The sequence below is a fragment of the Oscillospiraceae bacterium genome (assembly GCA_015065085.1).
Classification (GTDB): domain Bacteria; phylum Bacillota; class Clostridia; order Oscillospirales; family SIG627; genus SIG627.
In genome coordinates this window covers 424,443-449,210 of record SVQW01000001.1, presented here as the reverse complement: position 1 = coordinate 449,210, position 24,768 = coordinate 424,443, and the positions used below count along the sequence as shown (strand labels likewise).

The window sequence follows — 24,768 nt, the reverse complement described above, 5'->3', positions numbered from 1 at the left end:
ATTATTGCACTCCGTAAAATGCTTCAAGCTTCATCATTTCATCAAAGGATCTTAGTCCGTCAATGGAGTTTTGTTCAGTGAGATTGCAGGCAGCAGCCGCGCCGGCAACACGTAAAGAGTATTTCGCATCAAAACCTTTGTAGAGAGAATAAAGCATACCGGCGCAGAAAGCATCTCCTGCACCCACTTTTCCTTTTATATCGCTTTTGGGAATGTTTACTGAAGACATGTAAGTACAATTTCCGTCTTTATCAACATAGTAACCACCTTCGGGGAAATGGATACACACAACTTCTCCGACGCCTTTCTCAAAGAATACCTTGCAGGCTTCTTTGATGGCGTTTTCACTCATCTTACCGTCAGTATCGCGAATAGTGATTCCGGTTATAAGTTCAGCTTCGACCTCGTTAATAATGATATATGTGCAGTATTTAAGCGCAGGTGTAACGATTCTGTTGAAACGGTCGCTGCTTTCGCTTACAACATCTATACATGTTTTGATACCTTTTGCCTGAACCTTGGCAAGAGTTTTAGCCATTACGGTTCCGTATTCCGGATCTTCTGCATCAAATCCGTCCAGCAGAAGAGCATAACCAATATGAAATATATCAGCTTCAAGATTATCAAAATCAATATCATCAATGGAGAACTCGGCGTTTGCGCCACGCGCGTGGAAGAAAGTACGCTCTTTGGCAGATATGGCAGACATAACGTCTGTGAAAGAGGTGGGTTGTGTTTGCGAAGTCTTTACACCGTCAATATTTACGCCAAGAGAAGTCAACAGGTTTTTGATATAAGTACCGTCAGCATCATTTCCGACTTTTCCGAAACACTTGAGCGGAACAGAGGGGTCAATTTTTGCTATGTCGCAAATTGTGTTGCCGGCGCATCCGCCAATGCAGTCAGAAACTTCGCGTATGTTTGTAAGTAAGCCTATCTTGGGGTAATCATCACAAACTTTAACATGGTCTACGATAAGATTTCCTGCAATAATAATACCTTTGCTCATTTTGAATTATCCTTTCTAAGTAAGACGGCGCAGTATACGCCGAAAATTATTATTCCTATACCGCCGATTATTCCCGATGGGGAAGGACCGATAAATGGATTGGGCGATGCTTCGCTGCTGAACAAAACACCTGTTTGTGCAAGAACACTGTATGCACTGCTCATGAGCACTGCTGGGAATACGCTTTTTGTTTTGTATGTGTAATACGATTTAATAAAGCCGATGAAAATACAAGATATAATCATGGCAACAATGCCTGCTAAACGATTGTCTATACCGTAACAGTAACCCATATAGATGAAAGGTGCATACCAGATGCCACGGACAGCGCCGCATATAACAGACGCAGTTAAAGGTGAAACGATGTTGCAAAGTTTGGGGAATAAATACCCGTGCCAGCCGTATTCTTCTCCAAAAGAGAATACTATGTTGAAAAACGGTCCTGAAATAACTGAAAATACAATTTGAATAAGCATCAAACTGTATATACCGCTTGTGTCAACATCCTGCCCGTACTCCAGGCGTAAAGCTTCTGCCATGGAATGAAGGCCGTTGTCAAATTTATGTGGAAAAATGCAAAAATAAATAATTGTTCCGAAAACAATCAGAAACTGGATAAGGAAATAACACAGCGTGTAGTTACCAACGTTGTGGCTAAAATTCAGCTTGAGGTACGGACTTCTGAATTTTTCATGCGTAACAAACTGAGTGATTATAACGCAAAATGCCGGCATCATCATTGCAAGTTGCAAAAAAGATTCCGCATTTGGATTTGCAAGACCATCCTTTGCCATGAGAAAAAAATCGATTATAAAACTGAAAATGAAAGTGTTTACAAGGAAAATAAGTATTTTTCTTTTTGAATCCTGCTGCATTTTACTGTTCCTTTTTGTCTTTTTGGGCTTTTTGCATGGCTATGGCAAACGGGCTTAGTGAAGGATCGTTTTGTGGCTTTGTATTCATATACTTTCGAATATCCTGCTTGCTAACATGCGAGCTTTTCAGTTTATCATGCATTATTGAGGCTTTTTCACGAAAACCGCATTTGCAAACATACATTTTCTTTTCACCGTCACCGCGAAGTTCCATTTTTTTGTGACATTCGGGGCAACGAATGTTGGTTTCGGTAACAACGTTTTCACGCCAACCGCAATTTCTGTCCTGACAAACAAGCAATTTGCCTTTTTTGCTGTTGACGGAAAGCATGTATTTTCCGCATTCGGGACAAATATGAATGGTTATGTTATCATGATTATAGGAATTTTCACTTTCGCAGATATCCTTTATAAGCGATTTTGTATATGCCTTGATATCATTCACAAAAGCATCTGCCTTAAGTTCACCTTTGTGTATAGCCTCAAGCTTCATTTCCCATTGAGCTGTCAGTAAAGGTTGACGAAGGTCTTTTGGGACAATTTCTATGAGTTGCATGGCTTTAGAGGTGGGGTAAATCGTATTGCCTTTTTTCTCAATGTAAAAGCTGTTGTAAAGCTTTTCTATTATATCTGCACGGGTGGCAGGCGTTCCGAGACCGCCACCAATATATTCACGCATTGATTTATCTTCGATGAATTTTGCAGGGTTTTCCATTGCAGAAAGAAGGGTAGCTTCTGTATAACGCGATGGGGCGCCTGTTTTAAGTGCCTTTATTTCCACCGTTTGCGCTTTAAGTGACGTAACATCGTCCAAGGTTGGGAGTATCTGCTCGTCTTCTTCGATATCGTCGTGCACGGTGTAAATTTTTTTCCAGCCTATATCCGTTATTTCTCGACCGGTTGCATAAAATCTATCCCCGAATTCATTTGTGAACTCTGCTGTGATTTTTCTGAATTTGTGCTTGGGATAGAAGCAAGTCAAAAAGCGTTTAACCACCATATTATATATTCTGCGTTCTTCGATAGATAACGAGGATAATGAAACACGCTGTTCAGTTGGGATAATTGCGTGGTGATCAGTTACTTTTGCATTATTGAAGCATAGCTTTGAAAGCGTAAAACCTTGTCTGCTGATTTCAGAAGTAAATTCCGAAAAATCCGGTATACTTATAGCTTTAAGTCTTTCTTTGATAGTGGGAAGTATATCGTCAGTGAGATAGCGCGAATCAGTACGGGGGTAGGTGAGGGCTTTGTGTGTTTCATAAAGCCGTTGCATTATGGAGAGGGTTTGCTTGGGGGAATAACCATAGGTTTTGTTTGCATCGCGCTGGAGCTCGGTCAGGTCATAAAGCATCGGCGGTGCAGTGTGCTTAAGATCGGAATCCAGTTTTATAAGCCTGAGGGTACCATTTTCAGTGCGTTGCGCAATGGTTTCAGCTGAATGTGCATCAAAAACCATCGAATTACGGTTTTTGTCAATGTAACGGGCAGTGAATTTACCCAAATCTGCGACAATATTGAAATAATTCTTAGGTACAAAATTTTTAATCTCATTTTCGCGCTCTGCGATAATTGCAAGGGTAGGGGTCTGAACTCTGCCTGCGGAAAGCTGAGCATTATATTTACATGTTAAGGCGCGTGTTGCATTAAAACCGACTATCCAGTCTGCTTCAGCTCTTGATTTTGCAGATAAATATAGGGAGAAGTATTCATTTCCGTTTTTAAGATTGGCAAAACCTTCTTTTATGGCTTTATCAGTCTGGGAAGAAATCCAAAGCCTTTTAATGGGCTTTGAAAAACCGGCTTTTATCAGTATCCAGCGCGCAACAAGTTCACCTTCGCGTCCTGCATCTGTTGCGATTACAAGCTGTGAAACTTCGTTGCTGTGCAAAAGTGATTTTACAACACTAAACTGTTTTGCGGTTTCGGGAATAACGCGAAGCTCCATTTTTTCAGGTAACATAGGCAACGATTCGATTGTCCACTTTTTGAATTTGTCCCCGTAATGTTCGGGCTCACAAAGTGTAACCAAATGACCCATTGCCCAAGTCACAATATATTTTTCGCCTGACATATATCCGTTTGAAGATTGACGGCATCCCAGGACACGCGCTATTTCTTTTCCGACAGAGGGTTTCTCTGCAAGTATAAGTGTTTTCGACATTTTTACCTTACCGTTAATTATTGTTATAAATACCTGATATATATTATAACACTTAAAACGCTCGATTTCAATAATAAATTATGAAAAAATAAAAAAAGATAGAAGGAAAAATATTCGCAGACAACAGAAACCGCAGGTACAAGCTGTACCTGCGGTAAAAAATTAATCTTCGGAGGCATCGCTGCTTTGCGCTGACGTATCAGAGTCATTTTCAGATGCATTATTCCGAATCTCTTCGGCTTTTTCTTGAGATTGGTCACGTTCGATTTCTTCTCTCTTGATGTCATTTTCGTTTTTGCTTTTTTCTTTCTTTTTGTCTCTGATTGCGTCAAGCTGTTCTTCTGTGGAATCGGGTTGCATTGCGCACTCAAACTGCTCAGCATCCATGGTTTCGTTCTTAACGAGGTAACCAGCTACAAAATGCAATTTATCCATATGGTCAGTGAGTAAACTTTCTGCCTTTAAATTTGCATTCTTGATGATATTCATTACCTCATCATCAATTTGCGCGGCAATTTTTTCCGAGTAATTTCTTGAAGAACTGAACTCTTTGCCCAAAAATACTTCGTCATGACCGGTGCCGTAAACAATAGGACCAAGATCGTCACTCATGCCGTAGCGCATTATCATTTTGCGCGCGATTTCGGTAGCACGTTCGATATCATTAGAAGCGCCTGTGGAAATATCATTTAAAACAAGCTTTTCGGCAACACGTCCGCCGAGAAGCGTAACAACATCTTCGAGCATCTCGGACTTATATTTGTAAGAACGGTCTTCCTGCGGAATAGAAAGAGTGTAACCGCCTGCTCTGCCACTGGGTATTATTGAAATCTGATGGACTGGGTCTTGAGTAGGTGAAAAATAAGTTGCAATGGCATGACCGGCTTCATGATAAGCAGTTATTTTTTTCTCTCTTTCGCTTATCTTTTTGGATTTTTTCTTAGGACCTACAATTACCTTCAGCATTGCTTCTTCGATTTCGTCTACACCTATAAGTGATTTGCCCGAACGCACGGTAATAAGAGCGGCTTCGTTAAGAAGATTTGCCAAATCTGCACCGGTAAAACCGACAGTTGTACGGGCAATGACCTCGAAATCCACCGTTTCCTCAAAGTGCTTGTCCTTGGCGTGCACTTTGAGAATATCAACTCTTCCTTTGATATCGGGATAATTGACGGTAACCTGTCGGTCAAAACGTCCGGGACGGAGAAGAGCAGGGTCAAGTATGTCCGGACGGTTTGTGGCTGCAATTACAATTACGCCGTCATTGCTTCCGAAACCATCCATTTCCACCAACAACTGATTTAAAGTCTGCTCACGTTCGTCATGACCACCGCCGAGACCGGCGCCTCTGTGACGACCTACTGCATCAATTTCATCGATGAAGATTATGCTGGGAGAAGTTTTTTTCGCGGTTTCAAATAAATCTCTAACTCTGGAGGCACCGACACCAACATACATTTCGACGAAATCGGAACCGGATATTGAATAGAACGGAACGCCGGCTTCACCTGCAACGGCTTTAGCAAGCAGGGTTTTACCGGTGCCGGGGGGACCTATGAGCAAAACACCACGAGGAATACGTGCACCCATGGCAGTGTACTTCTTGGGGGCCCTGAGAAAATCCACAATTTCGGTGAGTTCTTCTTTTTCTTCATCTGCACCCGCAACATCACTGAAAAGTACTTTTTTCTTTTCATCAGAACCCATTTTCGTTCTGGCGCGTGAAAACGAAGCAATTTTTCCGCCACCTTTACCGGTTGCTTGATTCATAACGAAGAACCAAAGTGCAATAAAGATAACAGCAAGAATTATAAACGGAAGATAACTTACCCACCAGGCGACAACCTGTGGCTCCTCATAATTGTAGTACTGAAGATTTCCGGTTTTGTAATTATTATCAATGTACTTGCCTACGTGACTTTCAAAGAGATATAAGTCACGCAGTCGATATTCAACAATTTCTTCTTTGCCCGTTTTGTCATTAATAATACTCGCAGTGAGAACATTATCCTTTGTGATAATGAACTCAGTTACTCTGTCGTCCTTGAAAGCGGAAACTATATCGCTGTATACCATGGGCTCAGTCGTATCCTGAGAAAAGAGCCACGCGGCAGACATTATGATAAGAACGATGGTAATTATATAAAAAACTACGATTTTACCATTGTTTTTCATAAAATAAATATCTCCTTAGCTATTGTAAATTTCTGGTTTAAGAACACCTATGTATGGGAGATGACGATACTTCTGGTCGTAGTCGAGACCATAGCCGACTACAAATTCATCGGGGATAACCGCACCAACGTAATCACCCTCGAGCGGAACTTTTCTTCTTGAAGGCTTATCCAGCATTGTGCATATCGCAACTGAAGCGGGATTGTGTTTTTTCAGGAATCCTACCAAATTAGAAAGTGTGTTCCCTGTATCAAGTATGTCCTCGACTATGATAACATCGTATCCTTCGATACTCTCTTTAAGGTCACCCAATTCAACACTTCCGCTTGTGACGGTTGAGCTCTTGTAAGAAGAAGCGCTCACGCACATCAGTTCAAGAGGAATATCTATTTTTCGCATTAAATCCGCGCAAAAAATCAAAGAGCCTTTTAAAACACAAAGTAAACAAAGTTTTCTGCCACGGTAATCATTTGATATTTTGTTTGCGAGCGAAGAGACGATTGCATCAATCTCATCTTTCGTAAACAGAATTTTTTCAACATCCTTATTCATTCCGTATACTCCGCAATTATAGTAATAGTATTTCCGCCTTTTGACGGCAAAGCTCGGTCACAAACTTTCATTCCGGGTACCCATATAATTCCTTTTTCATCGCAAATTACGGGAATATATGGACGAAGTTCTCGACTGATTTTGTTTTCAGAAAAGAGCTTTTTTAAGCTTTTTGTCATGCCGCAGCATGAGTAGCGGTCTCCGTCAATTTTCATGCGTGCAAAAATATCACCATATATTTTATCAGAATTAAACGTCGCTGTCTTTGTTAAATTGTTAATATTTTTATAATTAATGCAATTTTCACCATTTAAAAGTGTAATTTTATATCTTGGATTCACCTGCACCGATGTGGCTGTTTCCAATTTGCATTCGTAGTAACTGGGCTTGTTTGTTATACTTTTAATTTCTATTTTATCGTAATTAATAACAAGATATACATCGTCAAATAAATTAACTTGCTTTCCGACTTTTTTTGAAATAATAATGTCGCGGCACTGCGAAAATATTTCAAAAGGTAATGTCTTACCGCATTTTTGACTTAAAATGTGATGAGCACACGAGACGAATTTGGTTTCGGCAAAAAAATCGGCAGTTTCATTCAGCGGCAACTCTCCGTTGTGCTTTTTGAGAAACTCAGATGCAGCATATTCAATCAGCTCTCTGTCACATCTTGCAAGATAAGATAATCTTGCAGAAGAACGGTCGATAGAGGGATTCCTCTTTTTAATATGAGGTATTATATTTAAACGTATATTATTCCTGTCATAAACATCGTCATTGTTTGTCTTGTCAATGCAAAACGATACATTCCTGTTAACACAGTATTCCTGCGTTTCCTCTTTTGTGCACAATATCAGCGGTCTGACGATATTATCTCTTTTTGGGGGGATACCGCAAATCCCTTGAGTGCCCGTTCCACGCATGATGTTATATATAACAGTCTCAGTGTTATCGGAAGCTGTGTGCGCGGTGGCAATTTTGTTTATTCCGTATTTCTCGCATACAGAGTTAAAATAGCTGTATCTAACATTACGTGCAGCTTCTTCGAGAGAGGTGTTTGTAGTCTTGGCAATTTCGGGGACGTCAAAACTTTGCGTAAAATACGTAATACCAAGCTTGTTGCAAAGCTCTTTGCAAAATTTTTGATCTTCATCGGCATCATTTCCGCGTATCATGTGATTTACGTGAGCGGCGTAAAGCTCAATGCTCAGATATTTTTGGAATTCACACAAGAAAAGCAACAACGCAACAGAATCCTTACCGCCCGAAAGGGCGATAAGGACTTTGTCGTTTTTATTAAACATACTGTACTCTTTGATTGCCTCGAGTGCGAGGGAAGAAAATTTATTCATGATTGATATCAATATCCAAGAATTTAGTATAAGGCGCTTGCCATCCCAGCGTTACTTCACCTGTAGAACCGTGACGATTTTTTGCCACAATAATGTCAACGGTGTTTTGCTCTGCGGATTTTTCTTTGTCGTAATAGTCTTCTCGGTAAATAAACATAACAACGTCCGCATCTTGCTCAATTGCACCGGAATCGCGCAAGTCGCTCAGCATAGGCTTCTGGGTTTTACTTCTGTCGGTAGCACGCGAAAGCTGTGCGCAGGTCATGACGGGAACACCGAGTTCCTTTGCGAGAAGCTTAAGACCGCGGGAGATTTCTCCTATTTCCAGCGCACGGTTTTCAATTTTTCTGTCCGCCTGCATAAGCTGGAGATAATCTATAACCACAAAACCGAGGTTGTTAAGGCGGCGCAATTTTGCTTTCATACCCGAAACGGAAATACCTGTGGTATCATCAATGTAAATCTCTGCACCGGAAAGCGCGGTGGCAGCGGCGCACAGACGCTCCCAACCATTTTCAACATCATCAAAACGACCGTTTCTGAACTTATAAGAGTCAATAAGCGCCTCACTGGAAAGCATACGGGAAGCAACTTGCGTTTTAGACATTTCAAGTGAAAATATTGCGACAGCACAGCCTTTGCGCTTGGCTATTTCAATGGCAATATTGACCGCAAAGCTTGTCTTACCCATACCCGGACGTGCTCCGACAATTACCAGGTCTCCGGCTCCCATACCGCCCAAAACACTGTCAAGACGGGAAAAGTACGACGGTGTGCCTTTAGCGAGCTCGGGATCGTTCTTCATCATTGTGAGATAATTGTATGTTTCAAGAATTACATCACGTATATGAACAAAGTCGTTGGTTATATTTCCCTGAGCAAGACTGAAAATCTTACTTTCGGCTGCATCTATTATCTGCTGTACATCATCTGTCTGAGCATATGCACTTTCTGTGATTTCAGAAGCCACTTCAATTAAACGTCGCAAAGTCGCTTTGTCACGAATGATTTTGGCATAGTCTTCGATATTTGACAAAGAAGGCACGGCGTCGCCGAGGTTCTTGATATAGCTGCGCGCAGATTCATCTGTATATTCGCCTGTTTCTACAAGTGCCTCAATTATGGTGACGAGGTCAATGCTTTTGGATTGTAAAAAAACGGATTGCATTGCTTTGTAGATGGCTTTGTGCTGAGGGACATAAAAATCGTCTGACTTGATTTTTTCGGCTATATCAGCAAATTTTTCGCCGGATAATATAACGGCACCCAAAAGTGCTTGTTCGGCTTCAAGAGAAAAAGGCGGTTGGGAGTGCACGAGGCCCTGATCCAGATTTTCCATAATTCATTTAACTTTCTTATAGTTTATTTCTTTTCGGAAACGAGAACATTGAGTTTGCCGGTTATACCCGCAAACAGCTTCACGTCAAGCACATATTTTCCGTAGGCCTTTATAGGGGAGTCGAGGACTATTTTGCGCTTGTCGATTTCAATTCCAAATTGTTCGGAAAGCTGCTGTGCAATTTCCATGCTTGTTACAGAACTGTACAATCTTCCGTCGGCACTTCCTCCGACAGCAACTTTTACAAGAATACTTTCGAGCTTTGCGGCGGTATCCTTAGCCTGAGCCTTTTCAGTTTCCTTTTTGAACTTTTCTGCTTCCTCACGGTTCTTGAGTTCATTCATAGTTGCTTTATCAGCTTCAACCGCAAGCTTTCTTGCAAAAAGAAAATTGCGTGCGTATCCATCGGAAACTTCAATAAGATCTCCTTTTTTGCCCTGACCTCTTACATCCTGTGTTAAAATCACTTTCATATGTTTTCTCCCTTTCAAGGTTATTAACCTAAATATTCATCTATTACATTTTTTAATTTTATCAGCACTTCTTCAAGTGTAGAGTTCGTTATCTGAGCGCCTGCTGAGTCAAAGTGACCGCCGCCTTGAAATCTTTCAAGTATAAGCTGTACATTAACGGTACCCAATGAACGTGCGGAAATATGAACCGAATCGTTAATAACAAAAAGTACAAAGGAAGCAAGTATTCCCTCAACCCCCAAAAGCCTGTCGGCTGCTTTGGAAGCTGCGATTTTGTCATTGGTATCAGCAGGACCGTCATACACAGAGATAGCTACAACAGAACGGTATACTATGACATGGCTCTCAAATTTTGTTTCACGCAGAAATTCGCCAAGCTCGGTTTTGAACAACATCTGAGCTTCCGCAGGGCTTGCACCTTCACCCCGCAGGTAAAGCGCTGCGGAAAAAGTACGTACACCTGTGTTTCGCGTGAATTGCTTAGTGTCAAGCAGTATTCCGGAAAGCAATAACTCGGCTTCTTCTTTTATAAGTGTTCCGCTTTCCAGGACCAGCTCCAACATTTCTGAAACCAACTCGCACGTTGAAGAGCTGGAGGGCTCTATATAGTCAATGGCGGGTTCTATAGCGTATTCCTCTGTTTTTCTGTGGTGATCGATTATAACCACCTTGGAAGTGTTCATGTAAACATCAGGTGCTTCAAAATAGTTTTTGTTGTTTACATCAAGGACCACAAGCAGTGTTTCGGCTTCTATAAGCTCTTGCGCCCCTGCGGAATCAACAAATGCCTCGTTGTAATCCTGAATCTTGGCAAGCTTGCCAAATATGTTTTTCAGATTGACATCTGCGGCGTTGACAACAATACTGACCTTTTTACAATACTGCTTAGCCATTCTGAAAATTCCCACGCAAGCACCGATTGAATCGTGATCGGCAAAACGATGCCCCATTATAATAACATTCGATGCGTTGCGCATAAGACCTGATAGCTCATTAGCTACAATTCTGGAGCGTATTTTTGTACGTTTCTGGACTGTCTTTGTTCTTCCACCGAAAATCTCAATTGAGTTATCAGATTTAAGAACCGCTTGATCGCCGCCTCTTTGCAGGGCGAGGTCTACAGCAGCTCTTGCGGATTGTTCTTTCTCGGGGAATGTAACACCAACACGTGAGGCGCCTATGGAAACAGTAATCGGTACACTGTTTTGTATTCCGGAAAGCTCACGGATTTTATCGAGAATATCAAACTTCTTTTCGATGATTTCGGGTAAACTGCGTGCCTGAATTATCATAATGTATTTATCACGTTCATACTCTTTTAAAATACCGCCTAAGGAATCAGACCATTCCTTTAGCGTTACGGCTACCTGAGCGGTAACGGATAAATGCTGTGTTTGCGAAAATTTTGCAACTTCGGAAGCATTGTCAACAGTGATATATACAATCACCGGATCACGCATTTTAAATTCCTCGGATAATAATATGTGATCTGTTTTGTCAATGCAAACTGCAACGCAAAAAATCTTATTGCCGTTTTTTATTGTATTTGGAACAACATCGTAATACGTATTTAATATTCTTTCTTCGGTGGTGGAGTAGTTGCACTGCTTTATTTTGACTATGGAAACCGCTCCTTCGGTAATATCTGATATGCTTTTTCCGTAAAGGGGAGTGCTTGAACCGAATATTGCCGAAAACGCCTTATTATACCAGACTATGCAGTCACCGTCATCAAATATCACAACCGGGGAAACATAGTTGGTGAAGAAATCAAGTGTTATATTGCCGAAAACCAGACTTTCTTTATCATCCGAAAGATTACGTTTCCGGTAAAATACGAAATACAGCGCCGAAACAGCGACATAAAACGCGGCGAACAAAGCTCCGACAAACAGGAGCCTCAAATCATATGCACTGCATATTACGGCAAACGAAAGTAATACTATTAAGCCTATCAATAATATTATTATACGCGTGGGAATACGGCTGACAATGAATCTTGGCGAACTACTGTTCCTTTTTGGAAATTTCATTGTTTTCCCCCTTTAAAACGATTGATTTTTCGGTTTTTAATTCCGTTGACTATGCAATAATAAGCGCCAATCAAATAAAACAAATTTGAAATAACAGTGCCGATAACGAAAAATATGATGATAAAAACAATCAGTAAAAACAAACCGGATCTGTTTTTGAAAAATCTGCTCAATGAATCAAATACAACGCCTGAACCTATTACAAAAAAGAGCGGAGTCAAAACCATTGTAAATGATGCTATCAGTATTGATAAATAGGATTTCAAACTGCCAAATGTTCCGAAAAATGTGCAAAGTATAAAGAATATTCCCAGCCCCCAGTGTAAAACCACACGGTAAGTACTGTTCTCAATTATCTTTGTCTTTTTCAGTATCAGATTCAGAACGCAAATTGCTATATATGACGCAATTACAGCAACGGTAGCCATGGCGGCGGGAAGGAGAGGCTTGGAAAGGAAGAAAACTTCTTCGATAAGCTCGTGGTCTACGGAAAAATCACCCGCCTGCATTAACGAAAGCTGAGCTGTCATATATTCCGTAAAAGCCGGTAATTGCGCATCAATCACAGAGTTCAGAATTTGAGGCGTAAAGGCGCCCTGAGTAAGCAATATCCCGATGAGTGCAAGAATGCATGTGTACAGAAATATGCCGATTGCACCGTTGATGACGATCATTGCCTTGGTTTGTTTTTTAAAATATCCCCATGCAATAAGCACAGACGGAAGAACATAAAAAATTGATGTGGCGCAAGTGAAGATTAAAACTTCGGTATCGCCACTGCGATTAATGAAAAACGTCGCGACAATGCTTATGATCGGCGCAATGGGCAAAAAATATGAAGGAAACCCTACGCAAAGCGCTGAAAAGCTTATGATTGCGGGAAGTATAAAAACACCGGAAAGAAGCGAGCACGCGATAGTAGCGACAAATAACAGGATAATTACTATAATGGATAAATTCGTTTTTTGCATTACTGCTCCTTTCAATTCAAAATCACATTTTAATTTGATTTTCGTTAATATCTATCGGATTGTAAATAAATCCGGGAGAGGGGACAGAAGTTTTGCGGTATTTGGAAATTTTTGTGTCTGAAGAATCTTCAGCAAACATTACCGATTCCACAAAATCACCCGCACGCAATTTAAATACTTGAACGCCTGCCGAATTGCGCTTTTGTTTTTGAGGTATGAGAGAACTTTTAATCAGCATTATGCGGTTGCTGTGACTGCGCAAAAGTATATCGCGTTCCTCATTTTCGTTAAGCTTCAAAAGTTTGACAAGTGGTGATTCACCGGCAATTGCAGCAAGAAGTTTTTTTCTGTTGAGCTTTGTCTGATACGAATCTGCAGGAACAATAACAGCCTTTCCGTTTGCATAAGCGAACAATATACGGCCTTTAAAATCCGTTTCCGGCAAAAATCCAACAACTTTTTCATCTTTGTCGAACATAAGCTTTGACGGGATATATTCGCCCAAAGCCGCAGATTTTACCGGCTCAAAGTCAGACATTTTTGCTTTGTATAAATTGAAATCGGAAGTGAAGAACAGTAATTCAGATGAATTCAGTATTTCACCCGAGTATACAATTTCGTCTCCATCTTTCAATTTTTGTTCATCGTTTCCACGGATGGATTGCATAGTTATCTTTTTGAAGTAGCCATCCTTGGTCATAACGGCAAATACCGGGTAATCCTCGATTTTTTCGCTTTCGGGTTCGTACGTTACGGTATCTTCGTAAACTATTTCGGTTTTTCTCGGGATACCGAACTTGTTTTTAACGTTGGAAAGCTGCTTTATGATTATATTATCAATTCGCTTACTGCTTTTCAGCGTGTCCTCCAGATCTTCGATTTCTTTTTCAAGCTTTTCGATTTCTGCGGTTTTATTAAGTATATATTCTTTGTTTAGGCTTCTGAGTTTGATATCCGCTATAAATTCGGCTTGAATAATATCAATATCAAATCCATTACAAAGGTTAGGTATAACATCGCGGTCATTCTCGGTGTGTCTTATGATGCTGATCGCCTTGTCAATATCCAGTAGTATCTTTTCAAGACCTCTGAGTAAATGAAGTTTGGATGTTTTCTGTTCAAGATCGTAATAAACCTCACGTTTGACGCATTCTGCTCTCCAGGCATGCCACTCGCTGATTATTTCGCGTATGCCCATAACTTTAGGATGACCGCAAATTAAAATATTGAAGTTGCAGGAAAAATCGTCTTCAAGAGGAGTAAGCTTAAAGAGCTTTGCCATAACTTTATCGGGATCTGCGTTCCTTTTTATGTCTATTGCGATTTTTAAACCATTTATATCGGTTTCATCACGGGCATCTGTGACCTCTTTCAGCTTGCCTGCCTTTACCAATTCCTCAATCTTATCCATTATTGCATCGCTGGTGGTGGAATAAGGGATTTCAGTGACTTCTATGCAGTTGTCGTCTTTCTGGTAAGTGTATTTAGAACGCAGACGTATATTTCCGCGCCCTGTTTCATAAATTTCCTCAAGCTTTGATTTGGAAACAAGAAGCTGAGCTCCGGTAGAAAAATCAGGGGCTTTTAAAACCTCTCTGAAATCACCCGCCGGGTCTTTAATGAGCATTATGGCGGTGTCACATATTTCCGCCAGGTTGAAAGAACAAATAGAGCTTGCCATACCTACCGCAATACCGGTGTTTGGGGAAACAAGTACATTAGGAAAGGAAGTAGGCAGTAGTGAGGGCTCTTTCATAGTACTGTCGTAGTTGTCTATCATATCAACGGAATCTTTGTCAATTCCGTTGAAAATCTCGGAACAAATCGGATCAAGCTTAACTTCCGTATAACGCGAAGCTGCATATGCCATCTTGGAATACTGCTTGCCAAAACTACCTTTGGATTCAACAAAAGGATGAAGAAGAGCCTCGTTGCCGCGCGTAAGACGAACCATTGTTTCGTAAATGGCAGCGTCACCGTGAGGGTTTAGCTTCATGGTTTGTCCCACGACGTTTGCGGATTTTGTGAGCTTACCGTTGAGTAGCCCCATTTTATGCATTGTATACAGCAATTTTCTGTGCGAAGGCTTGAAACCGTCAATTTCAGGAATGGCACGTGAAATTATGACACTCATTGCATAAGGCATGTAGTTGACTTCAAGTGTATCGGTTATAAGCTGGTCAACCGCGGCAGCGTGAATTATTTCTTTTTCAGGCTTTGCATTTTTTGATTTTTTAGCCATGTGTATTCTCCGTTATCGTAATATTATAAATCTGCCAGGTCAATATATCTGTAACCGTTTTCAGCAATAAATCGCTTACGCGCTGTTATATTATCACCGAGAAGCGTGTCAAACATTATTTCAGTGCTTATTTTATCGGTGGGGGTAACACGTATAAGACGCCTTGTTTCGGGGTTCATGGTGGTTTGCCACATCATGTCCGGCTCGTTTTCACCAAGACCTTTGGAGCGCTGAATGCTGTAATTGGTATTCCCCAGCGAAGAAATGATCTGTGCTTTCTCTTTTTCGTCGTAAGCAAAAAGGATTTTATCCTTGGCTCTGATTTCGTAAAGAGGGGAGAGTGCTATAAAAATTTTACCCTCTTTTATAAGAGTCGGAAGCAAGCGATAGAAAAGTGTGAGAATAAGTGTTCTGATTTGGAATCCGTCTTCATCCGCATCGGTGCAAAGAATTATTTTACTCCACTTAAGGTTGTCGAGGTTAAAATCTACCATATCCTTGCTCTTGGTTTTGATTTCAACACCACAACCGATAACTTTGAGCAAATCGATTATAATATCACTTTTGAATATGCGGTCGTACGAAGCCTTAAGGCAGTTAAGCGTTTTACCTCTTACAGGAATTATCGCCTGAAATTCCGCGTCTCTGCCAAGCTTGCACGACGTGAGAGCCGAATCGCCCTCTACTATAAACAACTCGCGCCTGGTTGCATCTTTGGTTCTGCAATTTGCAAACTTTTCAACACGGCTGGTTATATCGGTGGCCGCCGTGAGCTTTTTTTTGATATTTGTACGCGCGCTTTCAGCGCTTTCACGGCTTCTTTTATTGATAAGTATCTGTGCGGCTATTTTTTCAGCTTCTGACTTGTTCTCGGCAAAATATACCTCGAGTTTTTCAAGGAAGAACGCCGTCATTGCCTCGGTTATAAATGTATTTGTTATAGCTTTCTTTGTCTGGTTCTCATATGAAGTGGATGTGGAAAACGAACTGACGACCAGAATAAGGCAATCCTCTATATCTTGGAAGCTTATTTTTGCTTCTGTTTTACCATATTTTCCGTTGTTGCGCAGATAGGTGTCGCATGCCTTCAAAAAAGCACTGCGTACAGCTTTGTCGGGGGATCCGCCGTGCTCAAGAAAGCTGGAATTGTGGTAGTATTCAATTCTTGAAGAAACATTTGAAAAACAGAGTGCTGCCTGCATTTTTAATTTATACTCAGGTAAATCCGCACGATCACGTCCAATAGCTTCCCCTTGCCATATAACGGGTTTGGTGGTTACTATGCTGCCGCTGCTTTCTTCCGAATCATCGTTATCAGGTGCTTCTTCAGGCTGATTTTCGTGTATCAGCTTGTCGGCACCCGAAAGCTCATTTACGTGCTCCAGAATACCGCCGTTGTAGGTGTAAGAGTATTTTTCAAAGCCGGAATCATAATTTTCAAATGCCAGATTTATTGTAAGTCCTGCATTAACAATTGCTTGCTGTTTGAGTATACTTGTGAAAAAGTCAAGAGGCATGTTGGTATCGGTGAAAACCTCAACATCAGGTTTCCAGCGTATGATTGTGCCGGTACGGCGCTTGTTGTATTCTTCTTTTTGGAGTTCTCCGACCGGTTCACCTTTTTTGAAATGCATTTCGTACTTATATCCGGTTACGTATGCCGTAACGTCCATAAATTCGGAACTGTACTGAGTTGCGCACGCACCCAGACCGTTAAGTCCAAGTGACCATTCGTAGGCGCCACCGTCATTATTTTCGTATTTTCCGCCTGCGTATAATTCACAAAATACCAGATCCCAGTTATAGCGCTGTTCTTTTTCGTTCCAGTCCAAAGGAATACCACGGCCGAAATCCTCGACCTCGACGGTTTTGTCCTTGTAAACCGTGACATTGATGACATTGCCGAAGCCCTCACGCGCTTCGTCAATTGAGTTTGACAAAATTTCAAAGAACGAATGCTCGCAACCCTCAAGACCGTCGGAACCGAAAATAACAGCAGGGCGTTTTCTGACACGGTCCGCACCCTTTAATGAAGTGATATTCTGTTCGCTGTACTCTGCTTTCTTTGCCATCAGGCGACCTCCGAAATGTTTTTTATACATCTTTCAGAATATTATACACCATTTCGAAAAAAAATGCAAGAGGTGTTTTAAGCTATTGATTTTTTTTTAAAACTGTGATATAATATCCGAGTATGTATGAATACGGCACGTAAAAATGCCGAATTATTTTATTGCTAGGAGAATGAAACAATGAAAAAAGTTGTTGTTTTCGGCGGTGGAAACATCGGACGAGGACTTGTGGGACGTATTTTTTGTGAAGCCGAGTTTGAAACTGTGTTTGTTGATGTAAACCAGGATCTTATCAAAAACCTCAATTCTTCCCATTCATATCCTCTTTATGTTACAAACGGCTCCGAATATGACAAACGTCAGGTGACAAATGTTTCAGCAGTAGACGGTCGCGATATGGAAGCCATAATAAAAGCCGTAGACGAAGCGGATATTTGTGCCACTGCTATCGGTGTTAATGTGCTCCCCATCATTGCAAAAACAATCGCAAATGTAATTCGCCATCGTTTTCAGGCAAACAACACCGAATACCTCAATTTTGTACTCTGTGAAAACAAAATTGATTCGCATATATACATGAGAGAGTTGCTTAAGGGCCTGCTCAGCGAAGATGAATATGCTTTTTGCGATAAGTATATCGGTTTTTGCCAGAGTTCTATCGGATGCATGGTTCCAGCACCTCCCAAGGAGCTTCTGGAAGAAAACCCCCTTATTGTTTGCGTAGAAGACTATAATAAGATTTATACTGATAAGAGTGGCGCACGAGGTGAGCTCCCGGAAATCAAAAATATAATTGCATATGAGCCGTTCTCTTATTACATCAACAGAAAGCTTTTTATGCATAATATGAGTCATGCGCTGGTTGCCTATATGGGCTTCCTGAAAGGCTACAAATACATTTGGCAGGCCGTTGAGGATGAGGAAATCGCCGGATTTGCCCTGAAAGCGCTTGATGAAGCCGAAAAAGCATTATCACGTCACTACAAGGCTGATATTGACGAACTCAAGGCTCATGGTGACGACCTTATTAATCGTTACAAAAACAGGCTTCTTGGTGATACTGTTGCACGTGTCGGCGCAGATCCGATCAGAAAGCTTTCACCGTCCGATCGCCTTTGCGGTGCTGCTCTGTTCTGCCTTGAAAATGGTGTTGATCCCGTAAATATATCTATCGGTATTGCCGCAGGTTACCTTTTCTCTTCAATTGACGATAAGTCTGCAGTTGAAATACAGGAATATATTGCTAACGCAGGAATCGAAAGCGCAATCGAAAAGTACAGCGGCGTAAAACGGGATGACGCGCTTTATCCGCATATCAAAAAAGCATTGCAGATGCTTACAGTATAATGAATCTGAATTGCACCACTCGGTGCAATTCTTTTTTGTCAAAACGTTTAAATGTTTCATATATGTGTTGACTAAAGCATTTAAATGTGATAAACTAATTGTATTGTAAATTATCATTCAGACAATATGGAGAAATTATGCTTAAAGAAAGCGAAATTATAAGGTTTAAAAACGTAAAGCGAAAGCTTTTTGACAGTTACTATTCCGGTCTCAATGACATGCAGCGCGAAGCTGTTTACTCCGTAAAAGGACCGTTACTGGTACTTGCGGGTGCGGGTAGTGGTAAAACAACCGTGCTTGTAAAAAGAATATCTCACATAATAAAATTCGGTGATGCGGTTTACACCGATGATGTCCCGACAAACATAAGTTCCGCCGAACTTACTGCGCTTGAAATGTACAGCAGGCAGGGATTGGATAATGCTACTCTTGAAGCACTTCTCGGTGGCTTTGCGTATGACAATGCATCGCCGTACTCGATACTTGCGTTCACCTTTACCAATAAAGCGGCGGGCGAAATCAAAGAACGACTTGAAAAGGTTTTGGGTGAAAGTGCAAAGGATATATGGGCAGGTACGTTTCACTCAATCTGTGTGCGTATACTTCGCAAATACATAGACCGATTGGGCTATACATCGGATTTTACAATTTACGATACTGACGATTGCCGCAAGCTTGCCGGTGAATGTATTGAAAAACTGGAGCTTAATGCTGACAGATACACACCAAAGTACGTAACAAGCGTGATTTCACGTGCAAAAAACAGTTATATAAATGCGGAAAACTATTTCACGGGTGATGGTGAGCTTGCGGACGTTTACAATCTTTATCAAAAAAGATTGACAGATGCTAACGCTGTTGATTTTGATGATATTATTAATCTTTGTGTTCGTCTGCTCAGTGAAAACGAGGACATAAAGGAATATTACAGCGGAAAGTTCAAATATGTTTTTGTTGATGAGTATCAGGATACCAACAGAACCCAGTATATGCTTATGAAACTTTTGGCTTCAAAATACCGTAATGTAATGGTAGTTGGCGATGATGACCAGAGCATATACAAATTCAGAGGTGCAACCGTCAAAAACATTCTGAATTTTGACAAGGAATATACTGATGCGAAAACCGTTTATCTTGAGCAGAACTATCGTTCCACCGGTACAATTCTTTCTGCCGCAAATGCAGTTATCAAGCATAATTCCGTACGCAAGGGTAAAGAACTGTGGACGCAACATTCCGAAGGTGACAAGATAACGGTAGAGCAACTTCCGAATCAGGAAGCGGAGGCTTCATATGTTGTTGAAAAGATACAGGAACTTGTTATGCGCGGAAACTGCAAATTCAGCGATATTGCAGTACTGTACCGTACCAACGCCCAATCCATGACACTCGAAACAACATTTTCAAAAAGCGGAATACCGCACCGCCTGTTGTCGGGTACGCGGTTCTTCGATCGTAAAGAAATCAAGGATATCGTGGCGTATCTTGCTGTCATAAATAACAACAATGACAATTTGCGTTTGACACGCATTATAAATGTTCCCAAACGAGGCATCGGAAAGACCACTGTAGATAATCTCAACTCTTTTTCTCAGAGCACCGGACGTTGCATCCTGGATTTGATAAAGAATCCGCCGGTTGAACTTCAGCTAAAAAACAAAGGTCTAATAGAATTTGCACGTTTTATCGAGAAGTATACCTACATGAAGCATGAGATTTCTGTTTCAGAGCTTATAAAAAGCGTTGCGGTGGAAAGCGGATATATCCGTATGCTGGAAGATAGTCTGGAAGATCAGCAGGATAAGATAGATAACATTAATGAGTTGATTTCAAGCGCAATTAAGTACCAGGAATCCTCTGACGCCCCATCACTGGCGGGCTTTCTCGAGGAAGTAGCGCTTATCAGCGATTTGGATAATTACGACACATCTTCAAATGCTACTGTTCTTATGACAATACATAGTGCAAAAGGACTTGAATTTCCTGTTGTTTTCCTCGTCGGGATGGAGGAAAATATTTTTCCGTCTTCACTCAGCGCCAATGAAAATGATGATCTGGAGGAGGAACGCAGGCTTGCATATGTTGCAATAACACGTGCAAAAAAGAAACTGTATATGACTTGTGCCGCTTCACGTCTGTTGTACGGACGAACAAACTGCAATCAGATTTCACGTTTTGTTTCCGAAATTCCGGAAAAATTTTATGTAACCTCAACTGTTAATTCGCGTACGGTTAATGCGCATTCGGATTTTGAATTTACCCACAGAAATGTCAATAAAGATTTTCTCAAACCGACTTCTGCACCTAAAATTCCCAAAAATGAAGAATGTGAAACTTTCGGCGAAGGTGACCGTATTGTCCACCGCGTGTTCGGAAAAGGTACCGTAATCAGTGCCAAATCTGTTGGTGGTGACATGCTGTATGAAATTGAATTTGATAATCAGGGAACTAAAAAATTACTCGGAAAATATGCAAAATTGAGAAAAAACGAGGTATAAATTCGTATGAAGCTTGAACAACTTTTGAATACTGATTTGCTGCCCGAGGGCACTTTTCAAAACGGAATATGTATTCCTTACGGGACTATCCCGCTTTGGTTTTTGAATGATGACCTGAAGGAAGAAGAGCTTGAACGTCAGATAGAGGATTTTTCTCAAAAAGGTATAAGCGGAGTCATGCTCCATCCGCGCTGTTACATGCCAAAGACATTGGAATATATGTCAGAAAGATATCTTGAACTTTGCAAATTTGCAACCGAATGTTGCGCAAAACGCAAAATGAAGGTTGTGCTTTACGATGAAGCAATGTATCCTTCCGGTTCGGCTCACGGTGCTGTTGTTAGAGAAAATAAAGATTTTTCCGCGCGCGGACTTGGATTTAAGCTCATAACTGAATATACACCCGAAGACACCGATGTGATTATCGCATATTTTGACAGCGACTTGAAACTTAGTGAAACATCCTCCGACTATGTTCTTTTTGAAACATATTCCGGCGGTACAGCCCGCGGTATACACGAAGGCGAGGATGACAATGAGCCGTTCGCTCCCAAATCCTCCGACTTGCTTAACCCGGAAGCGGTTGCTTGCTTTATACGGCATACACACGATAAGTACTATTCCGCAATGCCTGAATACTTCGGTAATACCATTATTTCATTTTTCACAGATGAGCCTTCCATACTCGGGCGTAGTTCAAAAAAAGGTCTTCTGCCTTGGGGGAAAAATTTCATTGATTATTATCTTGAAAACGACGGCAATACTGAAGAATTGCCAATATTGTTTAACAAAGACAATCCCGAATATGCCGAAGTGCATAAGAAGTACAATTCAATTATTAACAAGCGTCTTTCCGAAAGCTTTTTCGGTCAGCTTTCGGATTGGTGTGTTAAACACGGTATAGTTTTGTGCGGTCACCCGCATGCCAGCGAAGATATAGAGGCACTTAAGGATTTCGGCATCCCGGGTCAGGATGTAGTCTGGCGCTATGTTTCTCCCGAAAACCCGATTAAAGGTGAACATAGCACTATGGGCAAATGTTCTTCAGATGCCGCGCGCCATCTTGGTCTCAAGAGAAATCTCAATGAAGTTCTCGGGTGTTGCTCAGTCACACCAAATAAGTGGGATTTACCTTGTTCCGACATGAAGTGGTATTTCGACTGGCTTTTCGCCCGTGGTGTTAATATGCTTATGGTGCATGCTTTTTTCTATTCAACAGATGGTAAGAGAAGCGGAGAAAGGCCGCCGGATGTCGGTCCAAACAGCTCGTGGTGGGAATACTATAATCTTTTTTCGGATTACATAAAGAGATATTCATATGTTCTTTCTGAAAGTGTAAACCAGACATCGAATGCTGTCCTTTGCACAGGGAATCATCTTCCGCATGAAAAAATAAATAAGTTTTATGAAAAACAGATCGAATTTAATTATCTTGAAGAGAATATTCTTTGCGGACTTGACTTGACGGACGGTAAACTCTGCATACAGCAACAGTGTTATTCGCGTCTTATCATTGAAGATATTTCGGTTTTCAAGGCACAGACCGTAGATAAAATCAGACAACTCGAAGAAAAGGGCTTTGAAGTCATATATTTTGACGAAAATACAGTAGATAAGCTTGATGAAAAGTTGATACAGCCTGCTAATGCAAGCGTTCGCGCTGAAAGAATAATTAAAGATGGCAGAAATATTATTCTTCTGTTTAACGAAGGAGAGGCTTCTGCGGAATTCAGCGTTGATTTTTCAAATTCATTTATTTATTTTCCGTTTGAAAATAAGATTTACGATTTTAACGGAAAGGTTTGTCTTGATATGCGTCAGTCTGCCATGCTTATTGAAAAGCAGGCGGGTGATGCGGTATACCCGGTTTATGAACACAGAAAACACCGGTTTACCGTTAAAACAGATATAACCGATAACTTCCGCGGTGAACCATTGGGTGATTTTTCAAAACGCAAACCGGGATTCTTTGGCAAGACGGTTTACACTGCTGCTTTCACTTTGGAAAATATTGATAACACATGGCTCGACTTGGGCGAAGTATATGAGGTTTGCAATGTCAAGCTAAATGGCAAGGATGTCGGAGTGAAGATGTGGAATCCGTATGTATTTAATATCAGTGAATTTGCGGCTGAAGGTAAAAACATACTTGAAATATGTGTTACTAATCCGGCCGCCAACAAGTTTGACAAAGAAGGAGCAAAGTCGGGTCTTTGCGGTCCCGTTTGTATTCTGAAATGAAAAAAATATATTTGATTTTACCGCTGGTTGTGTTGCTGATTGCTATTTTAATAACCTCTGTTTGTATATTACTTTCAATGCGTCCGTCCGAGCAGGTTCATGTTGGTGAAAGCGCATCATTAATAGAAGATGGTGAGCCATTGGCAGCGGTAAACGAAGATTTGGTCGATGTTATACCATTTGTTGATATGAGCGGTTATGAGGCACTGCACGGTATCCCCGCACCTCACGGCTCGGTTAATGACCCTGTATACGGTTTCGGTTTAGAACCTTCCGTTTCTGACAACGGAAGCCGTTTTGAATACGAAGTCAGTAAGATTTCCTTTCTGGCTGTAGGTGATAATCTTATCCACAGTTCGATTTACGCAGATGCCAGTGATGAAGCAGGCGGTAACGGATATCTGTTTGAACATATGTATGAAAATGTCGCAGAGCCTATACGAAATGCCGATTTAAGTTTTATCAATCAAGAGTCTCCTTTGGCGGGGAATGAATTTTCACCGTCAGGATATCCGATGTTCAACACACCCAACGAGATGGGCGACATTCTTCTTTCGCTGGGATTTGATATTATCTCCATTGCAAATAATCACATGCTGGATAAGTACGAAAAGGGGTATAAAAACCACATTGAATACTGGAGTGAAAAACCTGTTACGCTTATCGGCGGTTACACCGACAAGGATGATTATGACAATGTGCGCGTGGTAGAGAAAAATGGGATCTCAATCGCACTTCTCGCATACACCTACGGTACTAACGGAATGACACTGCCTTCCTCAAGCCAAATGGTAGTTCCGCTTATTGATGAAAATGACATCAAAAGACAAATCGGTATTGCGAAACAAAAAGCAGATCTTGTTTTCGTGTCAATACACTGGGGTGATGAAAACGCCTTCTCGCCTAATTCACGACAACGCCAGCTGGCACGTCTTATGGCGGATAATTGTGTTGATGTAATTCTGGGACATCATTCTCATACCATTCAGCCAATAGAATGGTATGAAAGACCTGATGGTAAAAAAACGTTGGTAGCATTTTCGCTTGGCAATTTTATGTCAGGTCAGGAATACGCAAGAAATATGCTGGCAGGTATGCTTACGTTTGATGTAGAGAAGCTTGATAGTGCCGAAACATACATATCAAACGTTTTGTTTACTCCCACGGTTACGCACTATAACTATTCCTGGAGAAAATTTAAGCTGTATTACCTGAAAGATTACACCGCAGAGCTTTATAAGACAGCGAGATGCTCGCAATTTGAGCCGGACTTTAACTATTACACAAGCAAAATAAAATCAACCGTATCTGCTGAATTTTTACCCGACTATTTAAAATAAAATATTTGCGATTTTTTATTTACACGGAACAAATCCATTGCTGAACTGTCTATTTAAGCAGTAACAACCAAGGAGGTAA

Annotated in this window: 16 protein-coding genes; 4 read left to right on the top strand and 12 right to left on the bottom strand. The window is 41.0% G+C overall.

Going from position 1 to position 24,768, the window contains the following annotated elements:
- Position 1 precedes the first annotated feature (1 nt).
- From E7588_01970 to E7588_01915, 12 genes are all read right to left on the bottom strand, one after another.
- A complete protein-coding gene (locus E7588_01970) occupies positions 2–1,009 on the bottom strand; it encodes a carbohydrate kinase family protein (protein ID MBE6688026.1) in 1,008 nt (335 codons plus the stop codon).
- Positions 1,006–1,884: a CPBP family intramembrane metalloprotease gene (locus E7588_01965; GenBank protein MBE6688025.1), complete on the bottom strand. Its 879-nt coding sequence runs from the start codon at positions 1,882–1,884 to the stop codon at positions 1,006–1,008. Before E7588_01965 ends, E7588_01970 begins: the two co-directional genes overlap by 4 nt.
- A gap of 1 nt (position 1,885) precedes the next feature.
- Positions 1,886–4,048 (bottom strand): DNA topoisomerase III, encoded by a 2,163-nt coding sequence (locus E7588_01960; GenBank protein MBE6688024.1) that lies wholly within the window; start codon positions 4,046–4,048, stop codon positions 1,886–1,888.
- Positions 4,049–4,210: 162 nt separating this feature from the next.
- Positions 4,211–6,169 carry an ATP-dependent zinc metalloprotease FtsH gene (gene hflB / locus E7588_01955; GenBank protein MBE6688023.1) on the bottom strand — a complete coding sequence of 653 codons (1,959 nt, stop codon included), beginning with the start codon at positions 6,167–6,169 and terminating at the stop codon, positions 4,211–4,213.
- A gap of 72 nt (positions 6,170–6,241) precedes the next feature.
- Positions 6,242–6,778: a hypoxanthine phosphoribosyltransferase gene (gene hpt / locus E7588_01950; protein ID MBE6688022.1), complete on the bottom strand. Its 537-nt coding sequence runs from the start codon at positions 6,776–6,778 to the stop codon at positions 6,242–6,244.
- Entirely contained in the window at positions 6,775–8,133 is a 1,359-nt protein-coding gene (gene tilS / locus E7588_01945; protein MBE6688021.1) for a tRNA lysidine(34) synthetase TilS, read from the bottom strand. Before tilS ends, hpt begins: the two co-directional genes overlap by 4 nt.
- A complete protein-coding gene (gene dnaB / locus E7588_01940; protein ID MBE6688020.1) occupies positions 8,126–9,472 on the bottom strand; it encodes a replicative DNA helicase in 1,347 nt (448 codons plus the stop codon). The genes tilS and dnaB overlap by 8 nt, the downstream gene beginning before the upstream one ends.
- A 23-nt stretch (positions 9,473–9,495) precedes the next feature.
- Positions 9,496–9,945 carry a 50S ribosomal protein L9 gene (locus E7588_01935; protein MBE6688019.1) on the bottom strand — a complete coding sequence of 150 codons (450 nt, stop codon included), beginning with the start codon at positions 9,943–9,945 and terminating at the stop codon, positions 9,496–9,498.
- 23 nt (positions 9,946–9,968) lie between these two features.
- Entirely contained in the window at positions 9,969–11,978 is a 2,010-nt protein-coding gene (locus E7588_01930) for a hypothetical protein (GenBank protein MBE6688018.1), read from the bottom strand.
- A complete protein-coding gene (locus E7588_01925; protein MBE6688017.1) occupies positions 11,975–12,949 on the bottom strand; it encodes a hypothetical protein in 975 nt (324 codons plus the stop codon). Before E7588_01925 ends, E7588_01930 begins: the two co-directional genes overlap by 4 nt.
- Before the next feature lie 22 nt (positions 12,950–12,971).
- A complete protein-coding gene (locus E7588_01920) occupies positions 12,972–15,191 on the bottom strand; it encodes a topoisomerase IV (GenBank protein ID MBE6688016.1) in 2,220 nt (739 codons plus the stop codon).
- A 23-nt stretch (positions 15,192–15,214) separates the two neighbouring features.
- On the bottom strand, positions 15,215–17,263 hold the full coding sequence (locus E7588_01915) for a DNA topoisomerase (protein MBE6688015.1): 2,049 nt from the start codon (positions 17,261–17,263) through the stop codon (positions 15,215–15,217).
- A gap of 180 nt (positions 17,264–17,443) precedes the next feature.
- Between E7588_01915 and E7588_01910 the strand changes: the two genes are divergently transcribed.
- From E7588_01910 to E7588_01895, 4 genes are all read left to right on the top strand, one after another.
- A complete protein-coding gene (locus tag E7588_01910) occupies positions 17,444–18,610 on the top strand; it encodes a hypothetical protein (protein MBE6688014.1) in 1,167 nt (388 codons plus the stop codon).
- Between the two features lie 137 nt (positions 18,611–18,747).
- A complete protein-coding gene (locus E7588_01905) occupies positions 18,748–21,108 on the top strand; it encodes an ATP-dependent DNA helicase PcrA (GenBank protein MBE6688013.1) in 2,361 nt (786 codons plus the stop codon).
- 6 nt (positions 21,109–21,114) lie between these two features.
- On the top strand, positions 21,115–23,349 hold the full coding sequence (locus E7588_01900) for a hypothetical protein (protein MBE6688012.1): 2,235 nt from the start codon (positions 21,115–21,117) through the stop codon (positions 23,347–23,349).
- Positions 23,346–24,689 (top strand): CapA family protein, encoded by a 1,344-nt coding sequence (locus E7588_01895; GenBank protein MBE6688011.1) that lies wholly within the window; start codon positions 23,346–23,348, stop codon positions 24,687–24,689. The genes E7588_01900 and E7588_01895 overlap by 4 nt, the downstream gene beginning before the upstream one ends.
- The last annotated feature ends 79 nt before the right edge of the window (positions 24,690–24,768 follow it).